Below are 22,997 nucleotides of genomic sequence, written 5' to 3'. Positions count from 1 at the left end.
CTTATTTTATTCCATTTCACCCACTGAATTATTTTAAAATTTTTCCTTCTGCGAAAACAGATTCGATAAGATTGCTTCCAAAAGCGTAAGGAATTTGGTAATAAGAGGAAATAGGTTTTGTTAGAATCAGATTGGCTTTTTTGCCTCTTGTGATACTTCCGTGTGTTTCTGAAAGTCCCATTGCGTAGGCGCCGTTTATTGTTGCTGCATTAATCGCTTCTTCTGGCGTCATTTTCATTTTGATGCAAGCTGTTGCTACAACAAAATTCATATTTCCTGATGGAGTAGAGCCAGGGTTGAAATCTGTTGCTAAGGCTAGAGGTAAACCAGCTTTTATCATTTCTCGGGCAGGCGTGTACGGAATGCTTAAGAAATAAGAACAAGAAGGTAAAGCAACGGGCATTGTTTCGGTGTCTTTTAAGGCTTCAATATCTTCTGGGTTCATAATTTCAAGATGATCTACAGATAGTGCATTAAATTTAACGCCAGCCTGAATTCCGCCAATAGAATTAAATTGATTGACATGGATTTTCGGTTTCAAGCCAAATGCTAAACCTGCTTCCATTATTTTTTCGGTTTCTTCTACAGAAAAATAACCGCTTTCGCAGAAAACATCTACATAATCAGCAAGCTTATTTTTGGAAATTTCTGGCAGCATTTCGTTAATCATTTCGTCAAGATAGCCAGCTTTATCCTCTTTGTAATGTAAAGGAAAAGCATGTGCGCCTAGAAATGTCGCTTTGATGGCGATAGGATAGTTTTCTGCCAATTTTTTAATTACACGAAGCATCTTTAATTCTCCATCGACCGTCAAACCGTAACCTGATTTAATTTCTACAGCTCCAGTTCCTAAATGCATTACTTCTTCTAAACGAATTTTAGATTGTTCATAAATTTCTTCTTCAGAAGTTTGGTTTAGTTTTTTAGCCGAATTTAAAATTCCGCCACCACGATTGGCTATTTCTTCATAAGAAAGACCATTTATACGATCAACAAATTCCTGCTCGCGATTACCTGCATAAACAATATGCGTGTGGCTGTCGCACCAAGACGGAAGAACAACTTTTCCAGTTGCATCAATAGTTTTATCAGCTTTGATTTCTGGAAGATTCTCCATTGAGCCGAAATCTTCAATTAAATTGTCTTTTAATACCAAAAAAGCATTTTTAATTGTTGGAAGTTTTGCCATTTCCGCACCCGAAACTTTAGTGATAGAAGTTTCGCGAACTTGTAATAACTCTTGTATGTTTATGATTAATGTTGTCATCGTTGATGTTGTTATAAAACACAAAATTCACAAATTTTCACTTATTAATGAATGAAAACTTATGAAATTTGTGTCAGATTGGAATTTGGAATTTTAAAAATTCAATATTATTATCTTTATTCAGAAACGGTAATTTCGAACATTTTGCTCCAGTTTTTACCCGTTACAAAAATAGTTTTAGTTTTAGGATTGTAAGCAATACCGTTTAAAACATCATCTTTTGTAATGTCTGTCATTGTTTTTCTTAAATCAGATAAATTTAAAATGGCTTCAACTGCTCCTGAATTTGGATTTACGACAGCAATAGCATCTTTAAACCATACATTTGCATAGATTTTTCCATTGATCCATTCGATTTCATTAACGGCTTTAATTTTAGATTCTCCCGAATAAACGTTGATATAATCAATCATTTTTTGAGTAGCAGGGTCAACTTTCCAAATTTTTTCAGTTCCATCAGTTTGATAAATGTGTTTTCCGTCATTTGTCATTCCCCAACCTTCAATATCTTTTTCATAATCAAAGGTTTTTTCAATTTTTAAAGTCTTTGCGTCGTAAATGAAACCTTTTTTGTTTTTGTACGTTAGTTGGAACAATTTATCATTTATAAATGTAATTCCCTCTCCAAAATATTGCTGTTCAAGATCAATTTGTTTGTAAACTTTTCCAGTTTTGTAATCGTATTTTTTTACAAAAGAAGCTCCTTCTTGTCCAGTGCTTTCATATAAAGTGTCTTTATAAAACTCTAAACCTTCTGTAAAAGCTTTTTTGTCGTGAGGAAAAGTATTTACGACTTTATATTTTAATAATTTAGGCTCAATGTCTGAAACGACTTCAATTCTAGCAGTTGCGTCAGAAGAATCTCCGCCAAAATAAACTTTAGCTTTTAGGTATTGGTATCCTAATTTTTGATCTATTAATTCAAATCTAAAATTTGCAGCACCTTTTGTACCTCCAACTCTTTGGTCGTTTACGAAGTAGGCAACGCTGTCAATTTCTTTAGATTTTGGGTTTAAAATTCCAATATTAAGCGCTTCTTTTTGCGTAAGATGAGCCGGAAAAGCAGAATCATCGATAGTAAATAAAGAATTTTCACCTTTATTTTTTTCTCCACATCCAACCAATGTGATTCCTAATAAAATGACAGCTAGGAAGTTATATTTTTTCATAGTTTAAAATTTGAATAAGGCAATATACGACGATATTTTTATTGCTGCAAAGGTCTTGCAAAAATATAAAAAGGTTGTATATTTGCACCGGCAAGTCCTACACGACCAGCTCCTGCAGACTCCCCCAGGATGGGAACATAGCAAGGGTACGTGGTTGAGCGGTGCGATGTAGGTCGCTTGCCATTTTTTTTAGAATTTAATAGTTTTGTAATCTTCCTTTTAGGAGGATTTTTTTATTTTTGACCCTATCTGAAGTTAAATGTTATTGGTTAGAAGTTCAAAATTGACTGCTTTATGTGGTTCAAAATAAACCCAATTCCAAAAACTTATAACTCATAAACCCATAATTTATAACTAAAAAATGAGCAAAGTCGTTTTAATTACCGGAGGATCATCAGGAATTGGAAAATCTATTGGTGAATTTTTACATCAAAAAGGTTTTGTTGTATACGGAACAAGCAGAAATCCTGAGAAAGTTTTAAATTCAGTTTTTCCGTTAGTTGCTTTAGATGTTCGAAATTCTGATTCTATTAAAACAGCGGTAAATAAAATTATCGAAACTTCTGGAAGATTGGATATTGTAATTAATAACGCTGGAGTTGGAATTACAGGACCTTTAGAAGAAATTCCGACAGAAGAAATTCGAAATAATTTTGAGACTAACTTTTTTGGTCCAATTGAAGTTATGAAAGCGGCGTTGCCACAAATGCGTAAGCAAAATTCTGGTCTTATTATTAATATTACTTCGATTGCTGGTTATATGGGACTTCCGTATAGAAGTGTTTATTCTGCATCGAAAGGAGCTTTGGAATTGATTACTGAAGCTTTAAGGATGGAAGTAAAAGCTTTTGGTGTCGAAATCACGAATGTTGCGCCTGGAGATTTTGCAACCAATATTGCTGCCGGACGTTATCATGCGCCTGTTATTAAAGATTCTGCTTACGAAAAGGTTTATGGCGATGTTCTAGCCACAATGAATGATCATGTTGATGCAGGAAGTAATCCAAATGAAATGGCAGAAGCAGTTTATAAAATTATTCAAACTAAAAAACCAAACGTACATTATAAAGTGGGCGCTTTTATGCAGAAGTTTTCAATTGTTTTAAAACGTGCGCTTCCAGATAAAATGTATGAGAAAATGCTTATGAATCATTATAAGTTATAGAAAAATGTAAAAAACACACTTATTTTTAACATATAATTTTAAAATGGTTTTAATTTTAAAATCTTTATTGGTATTGATTTTGTAATTTTGCAGCTAGATTTCTTTAAAAGAATTTATTTGAAAAGAAATTTATAAATACAAACAAACCATTTTTAATTAAACAAATTATGAAATTTTTTATAGACACAGCTAATTTAGCTCAAATTAAAGAAGCACAAGCTTTAGGTGTTTTGGATGGTGTAACAACTAATCCGTCATTAATGGCAAAAGAAGGAATCACTGGAAAAAACAATATCCTTAAGCATTATGTTGACATTTGCAATCTTGTTGATGGTGATGTAAGTGCAGAAGTTAACGCTCTTGACTTTGACGGTATGGTTAAAGAAGGTGAGGAGTTAGCTGAATTACATGAGCAGATTGTTGTAAAACTTCCTATGACTAAGGAAGGTGTTATGGCAGCAAAATACTTTTCTGATAAAGGAATTAAAACTAACGTAACTCTTGTTTTCTCTGTAGGACAAGCACTTTTGGCTGCAAAAGCTGGAGCAACTTTTGTTTCTCCTTTCGTTGGGCGTTTAGATGATATTTCTACTGATGGATTGAATTTGATTCAAGAAATTAGAGAGGTTTATGATAACTACGGTTACGAAACTCAAATTTTAGCAGCTTCTGTACGTCACACTATGCATATTGTAAACTGTGCTAAAATTGGTGCAGACGTTATGACTGGACCTCTTTCTGCAATTTACGGTTTATTGAAACACCCATTGACAGATATCGGTTTAGCTCAGTTTGTAGCTGACTTTGAAAAAGGAAATAAATAATCCTTAGATACTTATAAAATTAAAATCGTCTTTTTTCTAACGAGAAGAGACGATTTTTTTTACTTTTATATTGAATCTTAAATAGTTAAATATGAAAGTTATCTTATTTATGTTGTCTTTTTTTGTAGCGAGTTTTTCTATAAACGCTCAAGCTGCTAAAGTTATTACTTCGGTAAATGAAGCGGGTGATGTTGCTACTTATGAGTTAGATTGCTCGGTTAAATTTCAAACTCTTGCCAAAGGTCTTCGATATAATATTACGAGACACGAATTTAAAGGTCCAGAATTAAAAAATTCTTACCGGCTTTTATTGGTAATGGATGGATTTTATTCGAAAACATTAAATAGCGAAATGACGATTTCGGCAATCCTAAGTGATGGAACAAAAATAGAAGCTCGAAAAACTATAGAAGACGACGGCTTTTTTGATGGAGCCTGCACCTTGAAGATAAAAGACCCGCAAGCGCTTTTAAATGCCGATATAGATAAAGTAATTGTTCATGCGGACAAAGATGTGGTTTATCCTTTAACGGTTCAAAATAAGGCTCTTTTTAAGAAGAACTTGAGTAATATTATTAATGCCAAATAAAGTTGCTAAGATTCTGAGATGCTAAGCTTCTAAGTTTTTTTCTTCTTTAAATAAAAAAAATCCAAATTCCAGTTTTAAAATTGGAATTTGGATTTTTATATATTGGAGTTTTTTACTTTTTAGTGTCCTCCACCAGCACTTTCTATGTGGCTAATACCTTGTCTTTTTAAAATTTTAGGACAGTAGAAACCGTAGAATCCTAAATATGCAAAACCAAGTAGCGGTATAATGTAAGAGAAGTGTGTGTATGTGATACCGAAAATTCCGTTTGGATTTGTTGCATCTAAGTCACAGATACTTCCTTGTACCAATGGAATTACTCCACCACCAAGAATCATCATGATTAAGAAAGAAGACGCTTTTCCTGTGTTTTTCCCTAATCCTGCAATCGCTAAATCGAAGATTGAAGGCCACATGATCGATAAGAATAATCCACCAGAGATGAAGAAGAATTTAGCAATTTCTGGATCTGGCCATGCTAATCCTAATGCCATCATAGTTAATCCTGAAATTCCGAAAAGCATTAATGTTTTTCCAGCGTTTTTACCACCAATAAAACTTACTGCAATAAATAGTAAAATCCAGAAAGGGTAGATGTAGAATGAAGAAACATCGTGAGCTGCAAAGATGTTTGCACCAATGATTACTCCAAATGCAGCAGCAGGAACGATAAATTTAAGTGCTGTATTTACTAAGTTTGAAGTATTAAATACGTTTGCTCCACCATTCCAACGACCAATCATTAAACTTCCCCAGTAAAGCGCAATAAATGGTGCTACAGCGTCTTCTAAGATGTTTCCGAATTCGTTAGTGTGTAATAAGGCAGGTAAATTACTAATGATAGTTACCTCAGTTCCTACATAAATAAAAATTCCTAACATACCCAAGTATAATTGTGGATAGTCAAGAATGTTGAATTTACTGTGTTTTTCTTTGATTATTGCTTCTTCCTCTTTTACAGGATCTTCGATTTTTGAGAAATTCATAAATACCGCAACCGCAATAAAAGCAAGACCTAAAATGATGAAAGGCAATTTAATATCTTCTAATGAAAGAGCTGTTTTTTTGTTGTCTCCCATTCCGAATAAAGCGATACCTAATAAAATAGCTCCGATTGTTGTTCCGAAAGAGTTGATTCCTCCCGCAAGAGTTAAACGGTGTGCTCCAGTTTCAGGACTTCCCATTTTAATAGCTAACGGATTTGCAACAATCTGTTGGATAGAGAATCCTAAACCTACTGTGAATAAAGCTGTTAAGAAGAAAGGAAAACTTTGGATTGTAGCTGCTGGAATGAATAGGAATGAACCTACTGCTGATAAAATTAATCCTGCAGATAGTGTTTTTTTGTAGCCGTATTTTTGTAGAACGTCTACTTTTAAAGAAACGATAAAGAATATAATTGATCCAACAAAATATGCAGCGTAGAAAGCCCATGCTACTAATTGAGATTGTACTTGCGATAACGTAAATACTTTTTTGAATACTGGAATCAGGATATCATTGGCTGAACCAACAAAACCCCAAAAGAAGAAGACGATTATCAAAGAGATAAATTGCCCCCATTTGGTTTGCACATTTTCTGAACTCATAATAATAAGGTTAATTTTTTATTTTATTGTTTTTTGAAGACCGTAAATATATTTGTTAGGATTATCAAAAAAAAATAAAAAGGTATAAATAATGTTAAATTTAAACCAACGACTATGTTTTTTCAACAAAGTGTTAATTTTAACCTACTTAGAAAATGTAATTCGTAATTATATTTTATTCCAATATCTTGTTTTTAACTTCTTTACTGTAGTTTCTGCCTATCGGAATGTTGTAAGATTGTATTTGAACGCGGTTTCCTTCTATAGATTTCACTTTATTTAGTGCAATTACATAAGATTTGTGTATTCTTAGGAAGCGATCTGCGGGCAATTCTTCAGATAAGGATGTAAGAGATTTATGTGTAATGTAGGTTTTATCGGGAGTGACCACTTTTATATATTCTTTCATTCCTTCGACAAATAGAATTTCTTCAATATTAATTTTCATCATTTTTTTATCTACTTTGATAAAAATATGAGAATCCCCTTTTGCCGTTTCAATCTTGATATTGTTTTTGAGATTGTATTCGGTAGTGATTTTATTGATGCATTTGATGAACCTTGGCAACGGAATTGGTTTTACCAAATAGTCTAGTACATCCAAATCATAACTTTCGGCAGCAAATTCTCTAAATGCGGTGGTAATGATAACTTTGGTTTTGTTTTCGATAAGACTAATAAGTTCGAAACCCGTCATCATGGGCATGTTAATATCTAAAAAGACGGCATCAACAGGAGTACTGTTTATAAAATCGAGCGCCTCTAGAGAATTATTGAATGTCGCAACAACTTCAAAATCTGTAAAATTGGTAAAATAATTTTGCAAGACTTTGATAGCTAAAGGCTCATCATCAATTAACACGCATTTAATCTTCATTCTGAGTTGGTATTTGCAATCGGATTATATAGAAATTTAGTTTGGTTTGTTGTTTTAGACTAAAATTGTTTCTGTAAATCAGCTTTAGTCTCTTTTTGGTATTAACCAGACCAATTCCTTTTTTTGGATTATGATTTTGTGAAATTACAAAATTATTTAAGATTTCAAAATCGAGTATTTTGTTGTCTATAACTTTGCAATTGATTTTTATTTTTAAATTTCTGTTGTTTAGTCCACCGTGTTTAAAAGCATTTTCGACCAAAGAAATAAAGATTAAAGGCGGTACAACAACATCTTCTATATTAGATTCTAGATTTATGGTCACTTCAACATTTTCAAAACGAAGCTTTTCGATTTCGATATAGTTCTGAATATAATCGATTTCTTTTATAAGCGGAACAAATTTGGTTCCTTTTACATCATACAAAACATATTCCATCAAATTAGAAAGTTTGATGATTACATCTGGAACTTTCTTCGATGATTCTAAAGATAAAGCGTACAGATTATTTAGTGTATTAAAGAAAAAATGAGGCTGAATCTGATTTTCTAGATATTTTAATTTTATTTTAAATTGATTTTCTCTCAACGATCTATTTCTTTCACGCTCTCTTAACCAAGTTAAAGTAAGATACACAGAGGAGGCCATTGCTAGAACATACAATTCTCCTATACAAACAGCAACAATGTGATTGATCTCAAAAGGATGGTATTCGCGATTTGCTTCTGGCCAGATATTTTCTGATATAATATAATATGTCAGGGCCGTTTTGAGCAGATACATTACAAACAAACTTACGAGAAGCAAAAAAGTATACAGGATGTATTTTTGTTTTAGTACATACTTGGGAACTAAAACAAATAAATTTAAATACACTAACGGAATAACTAGTGAGAACTCAATTACATTAGATTTGAATGCATAAGGATAATCATTAAAGTAAGCTCCCCATCTTAAAAAGTTTAAAGTAAAATATACTCCCCAAAACCAGATATGATTTTGCAGTTTAATATCAAATTTAACTTTTCGTATTTCTTTCAACTGGTTTTAAGTTATTTGCGTTTTTTTTGGTTTTTCTTAACAATATTGAAATATTGTGCAACTTTAAACAATTAACTGCAAAGAGCCAATTTTTTTGAATAAAATTTTACAAAAAAAGGATATTTGTGCTTATTTTTTCTATTAGAACGTTTTCGTAAAGCGTATTATTGAATGTTTTATGTCGTTCGTTTAAATTTTATTGCTGTTGGTTTAATTTATTTTTTTTAACAATGCCTTAAGAATAATTTTACATCATAACTAACAAAATAAAATAAACATGAAAAAAATTTTCTTAATCTTTATGATTGTTTTTACGGCGCAAGTTTCGCTTGCACAAGTAAAAAATGTCAAGGGTGTGATTACAGATTCTGATGGTATGCCATTACCTGGAGCTTCTGTTGCTGTACAAGGAGGTCAAAAAGGAACTACTACCGATTTTGACGGATTGTACACTATTGAAGTTCAAAAAGGTCAAAGTTTAGTTTTCACTTATGTAGGACTAGAAACTCAGACTGTTGTTGTAGGAGATGCTTCTACAGTGAATGTGAAGATGGTTCAAGGAGCTTCAAATTCATTAAATGAGGTTGTTGTAACTTCTTTAGGGATAAAGAAAACAAGAAAATCTTTGACTTACGCAGCTCAAGAGCTTAAAGGAGAAGAGTTAACTCGTGTAAAAGATCCAAACCTTATTAATACTGTTGCTGGTAAAATTGCCGGTGTTGCAGTAACAAAAAGTTCATCTGGAGCAGGAGGTTCTACAAAAGTTGTAATTCGTGGTAATTCATCTTTTGTAAACAATCAGCCTTTATATGTAATTGATGGTATTCCTTTGTACAATCAAGGTACAGGACAGCCAAATGGTACTTTTGGAGATTTAGCAGGAGGTAACCGTGATGGTGGTGATATCGTTTCATTGATTAATCCTGATGATTATGAAGGAATGACTGTGCTTAAAGGTGCTGCGGCTTCTGTATTATACGGTAGTCAAGGTGCTAATGGTGTAATCTTACTTAATTCTAAAAAAGGAAAAGCTGGAGTTGAATCATTCAATATCAATTCTGTTACAACATTTGATAGCGCAGCTTATTTACCAGAATTCCAATCAGATTACACATCTGCAGATGGAGATCCAAGATCTTGGGGAGATAAGAAAAAAGTAGAAGGTGATGTTAAAGATTTCTTCGAAACAGGAGTTACACAAATTACTTCTATGTCTTTTTCTAAAGCAACGGAAGGAAATTCTACAAGCTTAACGTATGCTAATACAGATGCTTCTGGGATTATACCTGGAAATCATTTGAAGAAAAATAACTTTGGAATTCGTCAAACAAGCAAATTCTTAAATGATAGATTGAGCGTTGCTGTAACAGGAAATTATGTTGCACAAACAATTAATAATAGACCAACAAATGGTTTATACTTCAATCCAATTAGTGGTGTTTACTCTCATCCAAGAGCTTTTAGCTTAAATGATTTGAAAACATATGAAGTTTTTGATCCTGTTAGAAACATGAATGTTCAAAATTATCCTGGTTTTGCAGCGGTAAACGAAAGTAATGAAAATCCATACTGGCAGATTAACAGACAAAAATCTGTTGATACAAACAATTTCTTTAATGGAGCAATTGCTTTAGATTATAAAGTTGCTGAATGGTTTCATTTAGCTTCAAGATATAGCTATAACAGAAGTGAAAGCAATTTCCAAAAAGAAATGTACGCTAGTTCTGCAACTTCTTTAGTACACGCTACAGGAAGATACATCAATGCAAATACAATCGGTACTCAAAATTATGCTGATTTATTAGGTTTATTTAATACAAAAATGGGTGAAAACTTTTCATTCAATGGTACATTCGGAGCAAGTATCAATAATACCAAAGTTACTGGTTTAACTGTAGATTCAGGAATCGGTGGAGGTTTGAATTATGCTAACATCTTTACTTTAGGAAACTTTGTAAATAATAACGGTAACGTTCAAACAGGAGCAGAAAGAGAAGTTCAGTCTGTATTTGCTGCTACAACTTTTGGATACAAAGATTATTTATTCTTAGATCTTGCAGCTAGAAATGACTGGTCGTCTACTTTAGTAAACACTAACGATTCTAGTTTCTTCTATCCATCTGTGGGGGTTACTGGTATTCTTAGCGATATGTTTACATTACCAGAAGTTTTCAACTTTGGAAAAGTTCGTGCTACTTATGCACAAGTTGGTAATGATATTGCTGGTAGTATTACGAGTCCTACATCTACTATCGTTGCAGGAAGTATTGTAAATCCACCAGTTGGACCAATGCCAGGTCAAACATTAAAACCTGAATTAAAATCTGAGGTTGAATTAGGTACAGAATGGAGAATGTTTGATAACAGATTAGGTTTCGAATTTTCTTTCTATGATTCTAAAACTAAAAACCAATTTATTCAAGTTCCTGCTCCAGCTACAAACCCTTTTGGTTATACTAATTATGCTATCAACGCTGGTAGTATTTCTAACAAAGGTTTCGAGCTTGTACTTTATGCAGATATCGTTAGAGGAGAAAAATTCAACTGGGATACTAGAATTAACTATTCACAAAATAAGAGTAGAGTAAATGATATTCCTGCTGAAGAAGGAACAGGAGGTAGAATCATTCTTACTGATCCAGGATCTAACAGCTACAGATATTCATTAATTGAAGGAAGACCATTTGGTGTAATTGAAGGTAAAAACTTGAAAAGAGATGATCAAGGAAGAATCTTAGTTAATGACGACAATACTATTCAAAGAACAGATTGGGAAGAAGTTGGTAATGCTAATCCTGATTTCATGTTAGGATGGTCTAACACTTTTAAATTCGGATCATTTACTGCAAACATCTTAATTGATGGACGTTTTGGTGGAGAAGTTCTTAGTTTAACTCAAGCAATCAACGATTACAATGGAGTATCTAAAGCTACAGGTGATGCTAGAAATGCTGGAGGTGTTAAAATTAACGGTGTAAGAGCGAGCGACGGAACTCCTGTAACTACAATGGATGCATTTGACTACTACAATGGAACAGCAGGTAGAAACGGTGCTTCTGGAGAATATGTTTACAGCGCAACAAATGTAAATGTTAGAGAGGTATCTATTGGTTATACTTTCAAAAAAGATAAATTACCATATGTTCAATCTGCAACTATCTCTTTGATTGCTAGAAACTTATTCTTTCTTTACAAAGATGCACCATTTGATCCAAATGTAGCTTTAAGTACAGGTGAAGGCTTACAAGGTGTTGATGTGTTTGGTTTACCTTCAACAAGAAATATCGGTCTTAATTTAAACTTAACATTCTAATCTTACAATCATGACATTAAATAAATTCAAAAAAACAGCGATATGCTTCTCATTGCTTGCGGCTTTTGGTTGTACAGACAATTTTGAGGAGATCAATAAAAATCCTGAAGGTGCTACTACAGAGCAATTAGAACAGGATTATAACAATATTAAAAGTTTGTTTAAACCTGCTTTTAGTAGAATATATATATCAGATATTACTTGGCAATATCAAATTCAGCAAAGTTTACAAGCTGATGGATGGTCTGGATATATGATTACACCAGTTCCTTTTGGAGATACTAATAATTACGATTATGCATTAAATCCTGGATGGAATGGTTATGCTTGGGAAAGAGCTTATGTAGATATTATTGCAAATCTTTATAAAGTTGAACAAAGAGCTAAAGGTAAATACGATCAGTTTTATGCTTGGTCGTTGATTGTAAAAGTGGTGCAAATGCAACGTATTACAGATATGTACGGACCTGCTGTATATTCTAAATATGGTGCTGAAGGTTCTGCTCTTTACGATTCTCAAAAGGATATTTATCTTCAAATGTTTAAAGATTTAGATTTTGCAGTTACTGAATTAACTAAAAGAATCGATGCTGGTGAATCTTCTACTTTTAAAGGAACAGATTTATCTTCTTACGACGGAGATTATGCACAATGGGTTAAGTATGCAAACTCACTTCGTTTGAGAATGGCAATGAGAATTGTTAAAGTAGATCCTGCTTTAGCTAAAACTGAAGCTGAAAAAGCAGTTAATAATTCAATTGGTGTTCTTAAAGTTAATGCTGATGTAATGAAAGTTAAATCTCCTGTAGATCTTAACGTAATTGACGTAATGAGCCACTCTTGGGTTGGTTTATTCATGGGAGCTGATATGCAGTCTATCTTAGGAGGTTATCAGGATCCACGTATTTCTAAATATTGGAATACAGCAGAAATTACTCCTGGTCAGTATGCATCTATCAGAAATGGTGTAACGTATCCTTCTGGAACTACATATGCTAAATTCTCGCAAACAGGACCTAGAACAAAAACTGGAGAAGTTACTTGGATGTCTACTGCAGAGGTATATTTCTTAAGATCAGAAGGTGCTTTAAGAGGTTGGAATATGGGCGGAACAGCTCAAGAGTTTTATGAAGCTGGTATTAGAGCATCTTTCGAGCAGAATGGTGCAGAAGGAGCTTCGACTTATGCTTCTGATAATACGAAAAAGCCTCTTGATTATGTAGATCCATTATTCCCAGAAAATAATACTCCAGCAGTTTCTAAAATTACTGTTGCATGGGGAGCTACTAATGAAGAAAATCTGGAGAAAATTATAACTCAAAAATGGATTGCTACATATCCTGATGGACAAGAAGCATGGTCTGAGTTTAGAAGAACAGGTTACCCTAAACTATTCAGAATTAAAAACAATAAAAGTGGTGGTGTAATTAGCACTGAATTAGGAGTTAGAAGACTTCCTTTTGCTCAGTCTGAAGAAGCAAGTAACCCTGCAGGTGTTGCATCTGGAGTAACAGCTCTTGGTGGTCCTGATAACGGAGCTACAAGACTTTGGTGGGATGTTGATGCACCTAACTTCTAAAAAAAAATGGAATATTAAGTTTGGTTAGTAGTATGGTATAGATGGCGAAAGCGATCTATACCATTCTTAAAACCAAAATGGTAATTACTACAAAAAAGAAAAGAAATGAAAAGTGCTTTAGAAATAAAACCTGATATTAGTTACAAAAGCGCGGGAAAATTTGAAGAGACTCGATTTGAGAAAATTCACATTGAAATCTTTAAAGGCTCGATTGATGCTTCTGTAATTGTAGCCCAGGAAATTGCGCAGCTAATTAGGTCTAAGCAGGAGAAAAATAAATCTTGTGTTTTAGGTCTGGCAACAGGTTCTTCTCCTATCAAAGTTTATGAGGAACTAGTGAGAATGCACAGAGAAGAAGGACTTAGTTTTAGCAATGTTATCACCTTTAATTTGGACGAATATTATCCAATGACTAAGGAGAACAATCAGAGCTATCATTATTTCATGCATGAGCATCTTTTTAATCACATTGATATCAAACCTGAAAATATAAATATTCCTGACGGTACAGTAGCTATTGAGGAAATCAATCAATATTGTATCGATTATGAAATGAATATTAAAAATGCAGGTGGACTTGATTTTCAATTGCTTGGAATTGGTAGAACAGGACACGTTGGATTTAACGAGCCAGGTTCGCATATCAATTCAGGAACAAGAATTATTACCTTAGATCACATCACTAGAGTCGATGCTTCATCTGCTTTTAATGGTATCGATAATGTGCCGAAACGTGCCATAACAATGGGGGTTTCAACCATCATGAGGTCAAAACGTATTGTTTTGATGGCTTGGGGGCAAAATAAAGCAGATATTATAAAAAGAACAGTTCAAGGCGATATCAGTTCAGAAATTCCAGCAACATTTTTACAGAATCATCCAAACGCAACTTTTGTTTTAGATCAGTCGGCAGCTTCAGAGTTAACCCGTTTCAAAACGCCTTGGTTAGTTGGAGAATGTCTTTGGACTCCTGAATTAAAAAGTAAAGCGATTGTTTGGTTGTGTCAAAAAACAAAACAATCTATTCTGAAATTGACAGACCGTGATTATAACAATAACGGAATGTCTGATCTTTTGGCTCAAGAAGGTTCTGCTTATGATATGAATATTAATATGTTCAATATTTTGCAGCACACGATTACCGGATGGCCAGGAGGAAAACCAAACACAGATGATTCATTTCGTCCAGAAAGGGCAAATCCGGCAAAAAAGAGAATTATTCTTTTTAGTCCGCACCCAGACGATGATGTAATTTCTATGGGAGGAACATTTTCGAAGTTAATCAAACAAGGACACGATGTTCACGTAGTGTACCAGACCTCTGGAAATATTGCGGTTTCAGATGATGAAGCTTTAAAATTTGCAGAAGTTGCCAGTGATTTTATCGGAAATGAAAAATCAGATATCAATTTCAAATCAGTAATCGAATTTCTAAATAATAAATCTGAAAATCAGATCGATTCTTTAGAAGTAAGAAAATTAAAAGGATTGATTAGAAGAAGAGAATCTTACGGAGCAACAAGATATATTGGACTGAAAGATGAAAATACACACTTTTTAGATCTTCCTTTTTATGAAACGGGGCAAGTTAAAAAGAATCCGTTAGGGCCAGAAGATATTGCTATTGTAAAAAATATTATTTCAAAAATAAAACCACATCAAGTTTTTGCTGCTGGAGATCTTGCCGATCCGCACGGAACACATGAGGTTTGTTTAAATGCCATTTTTGCCGCTTTAAAAGAACTTAAACCAGAACCGTACATGGATGACTGTTGGTTATGGCTGTATAGAGGAGCTTGGCACGAATGGGATATTCACGAAATTGATATGGCAGTTCCATTAAGCCCATCAGAGGTTTTGTTGAAACGCCATGCTATTTTACACCATCAGTCTCAAAAAGACAGGGTGATGTTTCAAGGTAATGACTCTCGTGAATTTTGGGTTAGGGCAGAAGATCGAAATAAAAACACAGCCATCTTATATGATGAATTAGGTTTGGCTGAATATGAAGCGATCGAAGCTTTTAAACGTTTTGATTACTAAAAATTTTTTCCGATTCATTTTAGAATGAATCAAATAGCAAAATTCAGATTGATCTCATAGCAAAGTGAGGTAAAAGCTGAAATCATTCTGAATTTTGTTTTTTTAATAAATTTAGGATACTTATAAAAAGCTATCCAACCAAAAAAAAGAAAAATGAAATATCTATTTGTACTATTATTTGCAGGTTTAACAGCAGGTGCTCAAGTCCAGAAGGAGCAGCTAAATCTTATGCCTTGGCCTCAGAATGTTGTTATTAATGAAGGTAATTTTAATTTAACTAAAAATTTTAAAGTAAACATTACAGGAAATCCAAACGCTAGAATATTTGGAGGAGTAACTCGTTTTTTGCGCCGCTTAGATGGTAGAACAGGTATATTTTTCGAACAAGGTTTTATTGAAAAACTAAATGAAGTTCCAAATGCAGAATTGCAGATCAATTGCACTAAAAGCGGTAAAATTGGTTTGTACGAAGATGAAAGTTATCATTTAGATATTACTTCTAATAAAATAACAATAAACGCTTCAAGCGATTTAGGAGCTTTACATGGTTTGGAGACATTGTTGCAGATGCTTCAAAACAATTCAAAATCTTTTTATTTTCCAGTTTCCAAAATTTCAGATTTCCCAAGATTTACTTGGAGAGGTTTAATGATAGATGTTTCAAGACATTTTCAGCCAATTGACGTAATTAAAAGAAATATTGATGCATTGGCAGCGATGAAAATGAATGTTTTTCACTGGCATTTGGTTGATGATCAAGGTTGGAGAATTGAAATGAAAAAACATCCAAAGTTTACTCAATTAGCTTCGGATGGAATGTATTATACACAAGAGGAAATTAAAAATATCGTAAAATATGCCGATGAGCGCGGTATTTTAATTGTTCCAGAAATAGATGTTCCAGGTCACGGATCTGCAATTTTAACGGCTTATCCAGAAATTGGCAGTAAAGTAATCACGCTGACAGGAGGAACATCCGAAAAAAATATTCAAGGTACAGCAATTGCTACCTATGGAATTGAAAGAAATGCGGGTATTTTTTCGCCAACATTAGATCCTTCAAATCCTAAAACATATCAATTATTAAGTGAAGTTTTTGATGAGGTTTGTCCATTATTTCCAGGCGCTTATTTCCATATTGGAGGAGATGAAAACGAAGGAAAAGATTGGGATGCAAATCCGAAGATTCAAGAATTCAAAAAGAAACATAACTTAAAAACCAACCACGAATTACAAACTTATTTTACCATGCAATTGGCACCGATGTTAAAAAAGCACGGAAAACAATTGATGGGTTGGGAAGAAATCTTGACAAAAGATTTATCTAAAGAAGCTATTGTACATTCTTGGAGAGGTCCAAATGAAGGAATGCCAGCAGGACAATCTTTAGTAGATGCTGTTAAAAAAGGATACAAAACCGTTCTTTCAAATGGCTATTATATCGATCTAATGTACCCAATAGCAAGTCATTATTTAAATGATCCGATGCCAAAAGGAGCTAATTTAACTAGCGATGAAAAAGCAAGAATCTTGGGTGGAGAAGCTACAATGTGGACAGAATTGGCTACACCAACCACGATAGATTCTAGAGTTTGGCCAAGAACAGCTGCTATTGCTGAAAGATTGTGGTCTGCAGAAGATGTAGTGGATGTAGAAAATATGCGCAAACGTTTAGAACAGATCTCTTTCAGATTAGAAGAGTTAGGCATTACGCACATTCGCAACAAAGATGTTATTTTAAGAAATATTGCCAACAATCAAAACATTCAGTCGCTTGAAGAATTTTCTAAAGTTAGCGAGCCTTTAAAAGGATATACTCGTAACAAAGGAGGAACAGAGTACCAGATGTATTCTCCGTTTACCTTGTTTGCAGATGCATGCGGACCAGATGCAAAAGATGCACTTGCGTTTGATGCTGCAGTAAATCAATATTTAGCAAATAAATCGGCTGATAATAAAGCAAAAGTAACAGCATTTTTTAATAAATGGATTACTGTAAATAAAGACTTAACAGCGCTAAGTGCCAATGCGCCATTAGTGCAGCCAATTTTGCCTTTGTCAAAAAAATTAAGTGATGCATCACAAGAATTATTGCTTGTATTAGATAATAAATCGACTTTAAAACCAGCAGATTTAAAAAGTCTAATAGAGCAATGCAATACAAAAGATCATGCTGACGTAGAATTGTCAGTTTATGAGAGTTTAAAGAAACTAATATAAATTTTGGTTGAGTTAGTGTTTTAGAGTTACATTAATCAGGCTTTTAATTATCTCTGCCGGAGTTCCACGGTAGAGATAGTTATAGCCAAAATTTCAGAAGTAAGCAGCACTTAACTTAATTCAATAATAAAAATATAAGCCATGAGACTAGTATTAACCTTTAAAACCAAATAGAAGAATAAGAATACCACAAAACATGACAAAAAACGAGAGTATAGATTGATGATTAGTCCCAAATTTATCATTTGTATTTAAGATTAATTTTTAGAATTATAAATAAATATCAATCACTGCTATTTACTAATGATTATGAATGAATCAGTAATAGTAATATTTATCTATAGAATGTAATTTGAGTTTATTTCCAATCGACCGCGGGGTTCCAATCTGCAGTTGAGCGAAACCCAGAAGATTTTAAAAGCTTCTGTGGCCCAATTATTTATTTTCTATTAACTAATATTTATTAACTATGAAACATTATTACAGATTGCTCTTTTTGTTATTGTTTCCCTTACTAGCGTTGGCTCAACCAGCTCACGGAAAAAAAGTAGTGGGGTATTATGCGCAATGGTCTATCTATGCTAGGGATTTTAATGTTCCTAAAATTGATGGAAGTAAAATAACGCATTTAAATTATTCTTTTTATGGCACAACTTATGATCCTGCCCATCCAGAGAATACCAAATTAAAATGTTTAGATACTTATGCTGATTATGAGCATATGGAAGGTGGCATTCCGTGGGATGCTCCAGTAAAAGGAAACTTTTATGATTTAATGAAATTAAAAGAAAAGTATCCGCATTTAAAAATTTTAATTTCTGTTGGAGGCTGGACAAAAGGACAAGATCTTTCTCCAATTGCTGCAAGTCCTGTAGCAAGGGCAGCTTTAGCAGCAGATATGGCAAACTTTATTACTACATATCCGTTTATTGACGGTTTTGATATCGATTGGGAATATCCTCTTTCGGGTGGAACTGACGGTACAGAAATAGTAAATGGTGCGCCTGTTCCTCCGCAAAAATACAGTCCAGACGATAATAAAAATTTAGTGCTTTTATTGAAAGCAATGCGTCAGGCAATGCCAAATAAATTGGTTACCATTGCTGCTGGAAACAATGTTAGAAACGTTGCTAAACAGTATTTAGGGCCAAACAACAGAGCGCAGTATGGCATGAGCGAAGATATTTCGACTTACTGTGATTATATTACCTATTTCGGATATGATTTTGGAGGAAATTGGTATGATAAAACCTGCTATAATGCTCCTTTATATGCAAGCGGGAACACTAATGATCCGTTGTATGGCGCAACGCAATCAGAATCATTAGACGAATTAACCAATCAATATTTAAACGTAATTGGTTTCCCTGCGAATAAATTAATTATGGGATTGCCTTTCTACGGAAAAAAATTCGATAACGTTGCTGTAAATTCAACAAACGGATTGTTTGTTTCAGCACCAAGATATATCGTTCCTGGATGTACAAATCCACAAAATCCAACCGGAACATGGGATGGTTCAGGAGCTTGTGAAAAATCTGGAAGTATCGAAATCTGTGATTTAGTTGGAAACCCAGTTACCAATTCGCATGCTTATTTAGATCCAAACACGATGATGGTAACGCCATCTGCAGCTTCGGCAGGATGGGTTCGTTATTTTGATAATACTACAAAAGTTCCTTATTTATATAATGCTACTAGAAAAGAGTTTATTTCTTATGAAGATAAACAGTCAATGGACTTAAAAGTGCAGTATATAAAATCGAAAAACTTAGCAGGAGGTATGATTTGGGAATTATCTCAAGATACCAGAGGTGCAATTCCGAATTCATTATTAAACCAAGTGGATGCTTCTTTCGGCAGTGTTGTTCCAGGAACAGTAAGTATTTCTGGTTCTGTAAAAAACGGATCGACTTTGGTTACCAATGTTACTGTTGAATTGCGTAATGCGTCTAATGCCGTTATCCAGACACTAGTTTCTCAAACAGGAAATTTTGCTTTCAATAATTTAACTTCGGGACAAAACTATACACTTACAGCTTTAAAAGCGAGTTATACCTTTGTTCCAGTATCGTTAAACAATGTAACGGTAAATCAAACGGCAGTTGTGATTAACGGAACTCAGCCAACTTATACCGTAAGCGGAACAATTGTAGACGGAAGTGGTCCCGTTTCTGGTGTAACCGTTTCAGCAGTTTCAGGAAGCACAACTTTAACAGCAGTTTCAAATGCAAGTGGGGCTTACAGCGTGGCAGGTTTAACAGCAGGTTTAAACTTCACAGTTACAGCTTCAAAATCTGGATTTTCTTATACTCCAGCTTCAACAGTTTACAATGCAATTGATGCCAACAAGACGTTGAATTTCACTCAAGGTGCGGCAGTTGTAACGTACACCGTAAGCGGAACAGTTCTTAACGGAAGTACTGCAGTTTCTGGCGTAACCGTTACGGCGGCTTCTACAGCAGGAAATGTTACGGCAACAACTAATTCAACTGGGGCATATTCATTGACTTTAGCTTCTGGCGGAAATTATACTGTTGCTGCAGCTTTAACAGGACAAACATTTACACCGGCGTCTACAGTTTATTCTAATTTGAATGCCAATAAAACATTAAATTTTGCTCAAGATGTTGTAACGACTTCAAGTAAAATTAGCGGAACAGTTAAAAACGGAACAACTCCAGTTTCAGGAGCCAAAGTAGAATTGGTTTTACCTTGGACAGATAATGCACATCCGTGGAAAAGTGTTCTGGCAACAACAGATGCACAAGGAAAATACAGTTTTGATAATTCTGTTATAGACGGTTATACAACCATTACAAGTTTAAAACTAAATACTTGGTCAAACGGAGAAGTTAATTATTATCCAAATAATCTAGCCAACTTTGCAGTTCCTGCAAGTCCAACAACGTACAACTTCAATACAAGTTCAACGGCTAGAGTAGCATTAGCTGCAGCTACAAACTTAATCAGCGGAACGGTGAAAAACGGTTCAACGCCTGTGGCAAATGCAAAAGTAGAAATTGTTTTACCATGGACAGATAACACGCACAACTGGAAAAGCGTTCTGGCAACAACAGATGCATCAGGAAATTACGCTTTTGATGATTCAGTTGTAGCGGGTTATACACAAATTTTAAGTTTGAAATTAAATTCATGGCAAAATGGAGAAGTAGCTTATTATCCAAATAATCTAGCAAACTTTGCTGTTCCAACAGCGCCAACAGTTTATAATTTCAATACACAAACAACGGTTGTAACTAAGCCAGTGGTTGCTATTACAGCACCAACAGCTTCGGCGATTGCTATAAATTTAGGTTCGGCAATTAACTTTGTTGCCAGTGTTGGATTAAGCGCTACAGATGCCACTACAATTTCATCTGTTGTATTTAGTTTAGACGGACAAAGCATAAGCGCTACAAATTCTTCAGGAACTTATACAGCGGTTTGGACACCAGTAGCAAATCAGTTTGGAGTTTCTCATACATTAACTGTTACAGCTACGGCTTCAAACGGAACAACAGATTCAAAAACATATACTTTTACATTAAATTGTTCGGGTGCAAACTGTCCAAATTCATTGCCTGTAATCACTTGGAATTCACCATCAAATACTACGGTATACCAAAGCTCTTTCCAAGTTGTGCCAATTTCAGTTACAGCTGTCGATAGTGACGGATCAGTTTCTGGTGTTACAATTACCATAAATGGAGGCACGTTTAACATGACAGCTGGTACAAATAATACGTACACGTATAATTTTACGCCAACTGCATATCAAGATTATCCAATTGTAATTAAAGCAACCGATAATAAAGCTGCTGTAACGACATTAAACAATACTATTAAAATTGCTACTATAAGCGGTAATAGATTTATACCGCTTCCATCTAAAATTATTTTAGGATACGCGCATTCTTGGGAAAATACTGCTGCTCCATTTTTATATTTCTCTCAAATGGTCGGAAGTAAATTTAACGTAGTGGATTATTCTTTCGTAGAAACCGTTAATCGCGATGGTTATACACCAATATTAACAACAAACGATGCGAGATATTTGACCAATGGTGTTTTCAATAAGCAATTGCTGAAAAACGATATAAAAGCCTTAAGAGATAGCGGAGTTCCTGTTATTGTTTCTATTGGAGGTCAAAATGGTCATGTTGTTTTAGATAATGTAACTCAGAAAAATATTTTTGTTAATGGTCTAAAAGCAATTATCGACGAGTATCAATTTGATGGAGTTGATATTGATTTTGAAGGCGGATCGATGAATTTTAGTGCAGGAGGTTTAAGAGATATTTCTTATGCGGGTATTTCGGCTTATCCAAGATTGAAAAACGTAGTAGATGCTTTCAAAGAATTAAAAGCATACTATGGGCCTGGATTTTTATTGACTGCAGCTCCCGAAACACAATATGTACAAGGAGGATATACTACTTACACAGATACTTTTGGTTCGTTCTTACCAATTATTCAAAACTTACGCAACGAGTTAGATTTGCTAGCGGTACAATTGTATAACACAGGAGGAGAAAACGGATTAGATGGTCAATATTATGGTACGGCTAAGAAATCCAACATGGTTACAGCCTTAACTGATATGATCATAAAAGGGTATAACATTGCTTCAACAGGAATGCATTTTGATGGATTGCCAGCTTCAAAAGTTCTTATTGCATTACCAGCTTGTCCGAGTGCAGCAGGTAGCGGTTATTTAACTCCAACAGAAGGAATTAACGCTATGGATTATTTAAGAAACGGAACCAATTTCTCAGGAAGAACATACACTATGCAACCAGGCGGACCATATCCTTCTTTAAGAGGTTTAATGACTTGGTCTGTAAACTGGGATGCTTCTTCTTGCGGTAATTCATCAGAATTGTCGAAAGCATATGCAGCTTATTTTGCATCGCAAGCCACAGCAAAAACATTAGTTCTTGAAGATATTTCAGCAGAAAGCAATACGACTGTTGCCTATTTTAGAAACAATACTTTATCGGTATCTAATGAAACAGAAGACATTGCTCAGGTTGATGTATTCAATACCATAGGACAAACTGTTACAAGTTCTAGAAATATTCAAAACAACAAAGAAGTATTGCTTCATAGTCCAAGTTTTGCTAGTAGACAAATTTTTGTCGTGATCGTAACAGATAAATCTGGACATAAAAAGTCATTGAAAGTAATGAACTTTTTAAACTAAAAAAAGAATTGAAAATTTAGAAATAAAAAACGGGACGGTTAAAATTGAGTTTGGTTATTTATGTTTTAATCTATTTTATTTCTAAAAAATGCCACTTTAGGTAATTTGTTATTT

Annotated in this window: 13 protein-coding genes and 1 other RNA gene; 9 read left to right on the top strand and 5 right to left on the bottom strand. The window is 34.0% G+C overall.

Annotated elements, in window-relative coordinates:
* Positions 1–28 precede the first annotated feature (28 nt).
* Complete coding sequence (hutI, locus tag SOM12_RS00540) at positions 29–1,267, bottom strand: imidazolonepropionase (protein WP_320492013.1); 1,239 nt, start codon at positions 1,265–1,267, stop codon at positions 29–31.
* A gap of 116 nt (positions 1,268–1,383) precedes the next feature.
* A complete protein-coding gene (locus SOM12_RS00535) occupies positions 1,384–2,436 on the bottom strand; it encodes a glutaminyl-peptide cyclotransferase (protein WP_320492012.1) in 1,053 nt (350 codons plus the stop codon).
* A gap of 88 nt (positions 2,437–2,524) precedes the next feature.
* On the opposite strand from SOM12_RS00535, the gene ffs reads away from it, so the two are divergent.
* From ffs to SOM12_RS00515, 4 genes are all read left to right on the top strand, one after another.
* Positions 2,525–2,622, top strand: an RNA gene (ffs, locus tag SOM12_RS00530) — signal recognition particle sRNA small type.
* A 175-nt stretch (positions 2,623–2,797) separates the two neighbouring features.
* Positions 2,798–3,601, top strand: a complete 804-nt coding sequence (locus tag SOM12_RS00525; RefSeq protein WP_320492011.1) for an SDR family oxidoreductase — start codon at positions 2,798–2,800, stop codon at positions 3,599–3,601.
* 167 nt (positions 3,602–3,768) lie between these two features.
* On the top strand, positions 3,769–4,425 hold the full coding sequence (fsa, locus tag SOM12_RS00520) for a fructose-6-phosphate aldolase (protein ID WP_095930520.1): 657 nt from the start codon (positions 3,769–3,771) through the stop codon (positions 4,423–4,425).
* Between the two features lie 91 nt (positions 4,426–4,516).
* The gene (locus SOM12_RS00515) at positions 4,517–5,014 is read left to right on the top strand and encodes a hypothetical protein (RefSeq protein ID WP_095930521.1); all 498 of its coding nucleotides are present in this window, start codon (positions 4,517–4,519) and stop codon (positions 5,012–5,014) included.
* Positions 5,015–5,133: 119 nt separating this feature from the next.
* On the opposite strand, the gene SOM12_RS00510 is transcribed toward SOM12_RS00515, so the two are convergent.
* The 3 genes from SOM12_RS00510 to SOM12_RS00500 all read right to left on the bottom strand — a co-directional run bounded on the left by SOM12_RS00510 (position 5,134) and on the right by SOM12_RS00500 (position 8,522).
* Positions 5,134–6,603, bottom strand: a complete 1,470-nt coding sequence (locus tag SOM12_RS00510) for an MFS transporter (RefSeq protein WP_250836722.1) — start codon at positions 6,601–6,603, stop codon at positions 5,134–5,136.
* Between the two features lie 175 nt (positions 6,604–6,778).
* On the bottom strand, positions 6,779–7,480 hold the full coding sequence (locus SOM12_RS00505; RefSeq protein WP_095930523.1) for a LytR/AlgR family response regulator transcription factor: 702 nt from the start codon (positions 7,478–7,480) through the stop codon (positions 6,779–6,781).
* Entirely contained in the window at positions 7,470–8,522 is a 1,053-nt protein-coding gene (locus tag SOM12_RS00500) for a sensor histidine kinase (RefSeq protein ID WP_320492010.1), read from the bottom strand. Before SOM12_RS00500 ends, SOM12_RS00505 begins: the two co-directional genes overlap by 11 nt.
* Before the next feature lie 277 nt (positions 8,523–8,799).
* Here SOM12_RS00500 and SOM12_RS00495 point away from each other — a divergent pair, with 277 nt between their 5' ends.
* From SOM12_RS00495 to chiA, 5 genes are all read left to right on the top strand, one after another.
* A complete protein-coding gene (locus SOM12_RS00495) occupies positions 8,800–11,835 on the top strand; it encodes a SusC/RagA family TonB-linked outer membrane protein (protein ID WP_320492009.1) in 3,036 nt (1,011 codons plus the stop codon).
* A 10-nt stretch (positions 11,836–11,845) separates the two neighbouring features.
* Positions 11,846–13,414: a RagB/SusD family nutrient uptake outer membrane protein gene (locus tag SOM12_RS00490; protein ID WP_320492008.1), complete on the top strand. Its 1,569-nt coding sequence runs from the start codon at positions 11,846–11,848 to the stop codon at positions 13,412–13,414.
* A 105-nt stretch (positions 13,415–13,519) separates the two neighbouring features.
* Positions 13,520–15,457, top strand: a complete 1,938-nt coding sequence (gene nagB / locus SOM12_RS00485; RefSeq protein WP_320492007.1) for a glucosamine-6-phosphate deaminase — start codon at positions 13,520–13,522, stop codon at positions 15,455–15,457.
* A 153-nt stretch (positions 15,458–15,610) separates the two neighbouring features.
* Complete coding sequence (locus tag SOM12_RS00480) at positions 15,611–17,677, top strand: beta-N-acetylhexosaminidase (protein ID WP_095930528.1); 2,067 nt, start codon at positions 15,611–15,613, stop codon at positions 17,675–17,677.
* Positions 17,678–18,146: 469 nt separating this feature from the next.
* Positions 18,147–22,883 (top strand): T9SS-translocated chitinase ChiA, encoded by a 4,737-nt coding sequence (gene chiA, locus SOM12_RS00475; RefSeq protein ID WP_320492006.1) that lies wholly within the window; start codon positions 18,147–18,149, stop codon positions 22,881–22,883.
* Positions 22,884–22,997 lie beyond the last annotated feature (114 nt).

It is taken from the genome of Flavobacterium sp. CFBP9031 (assembly GCF_034044945.1).
Lineage (GTDB): Bacteria > Bacteroidota > Bacteroidia > Flavobacteriales > Flavobacteriaceae > Flavobacterium.
This window is presented reverse-complemented; position numbering and strand designations above follow the sequence as displayed.

Bases quoted from the DNA above. Each gene is read 5' to 3' on its own strand.
- hutI (WP_320492013.1), bottom strand. From the start codon at position 1,267: ATGACAACATTAATCATAAACATACAAGAGTTATTACAAGTTCGCGAA.
- SOM12_RS00535 (WP_320492012.1), bottom strand. From the start codon at position 2,436: ATGAAAAAATATAACTTCCTAGCTGTCATTTTATTAGGAATCACATTG.
- SOM12_RS00525 (WP_320492011.1), top strand. From the start codon at position 2,798: ATGAGCAAAGTCGTTTTAATTACCGGAGGATCATCAGGAATTGGAAAA.
- fsa (WP_095930520.1), top strand. From the start codon at position 3,769: ATGAAATTTTTTATAGACACAGCTAATTTAGCTCAAATTAAAGAAGCA.
- SOM12_RS00515 (WP_095930521.1), top strand. From the start codon at position 4,517: ATGAAAGTTATCTTATTTATGTTGTCTTTTTTTGTAGCGAGTTTTTCT.
- SOM12_RS00510 (WP_250836722.1), bottom strand. From the start codon at position 6,603: ATGAGTTCAGAAAATGTGCAAACCAAATGGGGGCAATTTATCTCTTTG.
- SOM12_RS00505 (WP_095930523.1), bottom strand. From the start codon at position 7,480: ATGAAGATTAAATGCGTGTTAATTGATGATGAGCCTTTAGCTATCAAA.
- SOM12_RS00495 (WP_320492009.1), top strand. From the start codon at position 8,800: ATGAAAAAAATTTTCTTAATCTTTATGATTGTTTTTACGGCGCAAGTT.
- SOM12_RS00490 (WP_320492008.1), top strand. From the start codon at position 11,846: ATGACATTAAATAAATTCAAAAAAACAGCGATATGCTTCTCATTGCTT.
- nagB (WP_320492007.1), top strand. From the start codon at position 13,520: ATGAAAAGTGCTTTAGAAATAAAACCTGATATTAGTTACAAAAGCGCG.
- SOM12_RS00480 (WP_095930528.1), top strand. From the start codon at position 15,611: ATGAAATATCTATTTGTACTATTATTTGCAGGTTTAACAGCAGGTGCT.
- chiA (WP_320492006.1), top strand. From the start codon at position 18,147: ATGAAACATTATTACAGATTGCTCTTTTTGTTATTGTTTCCCTTACTA.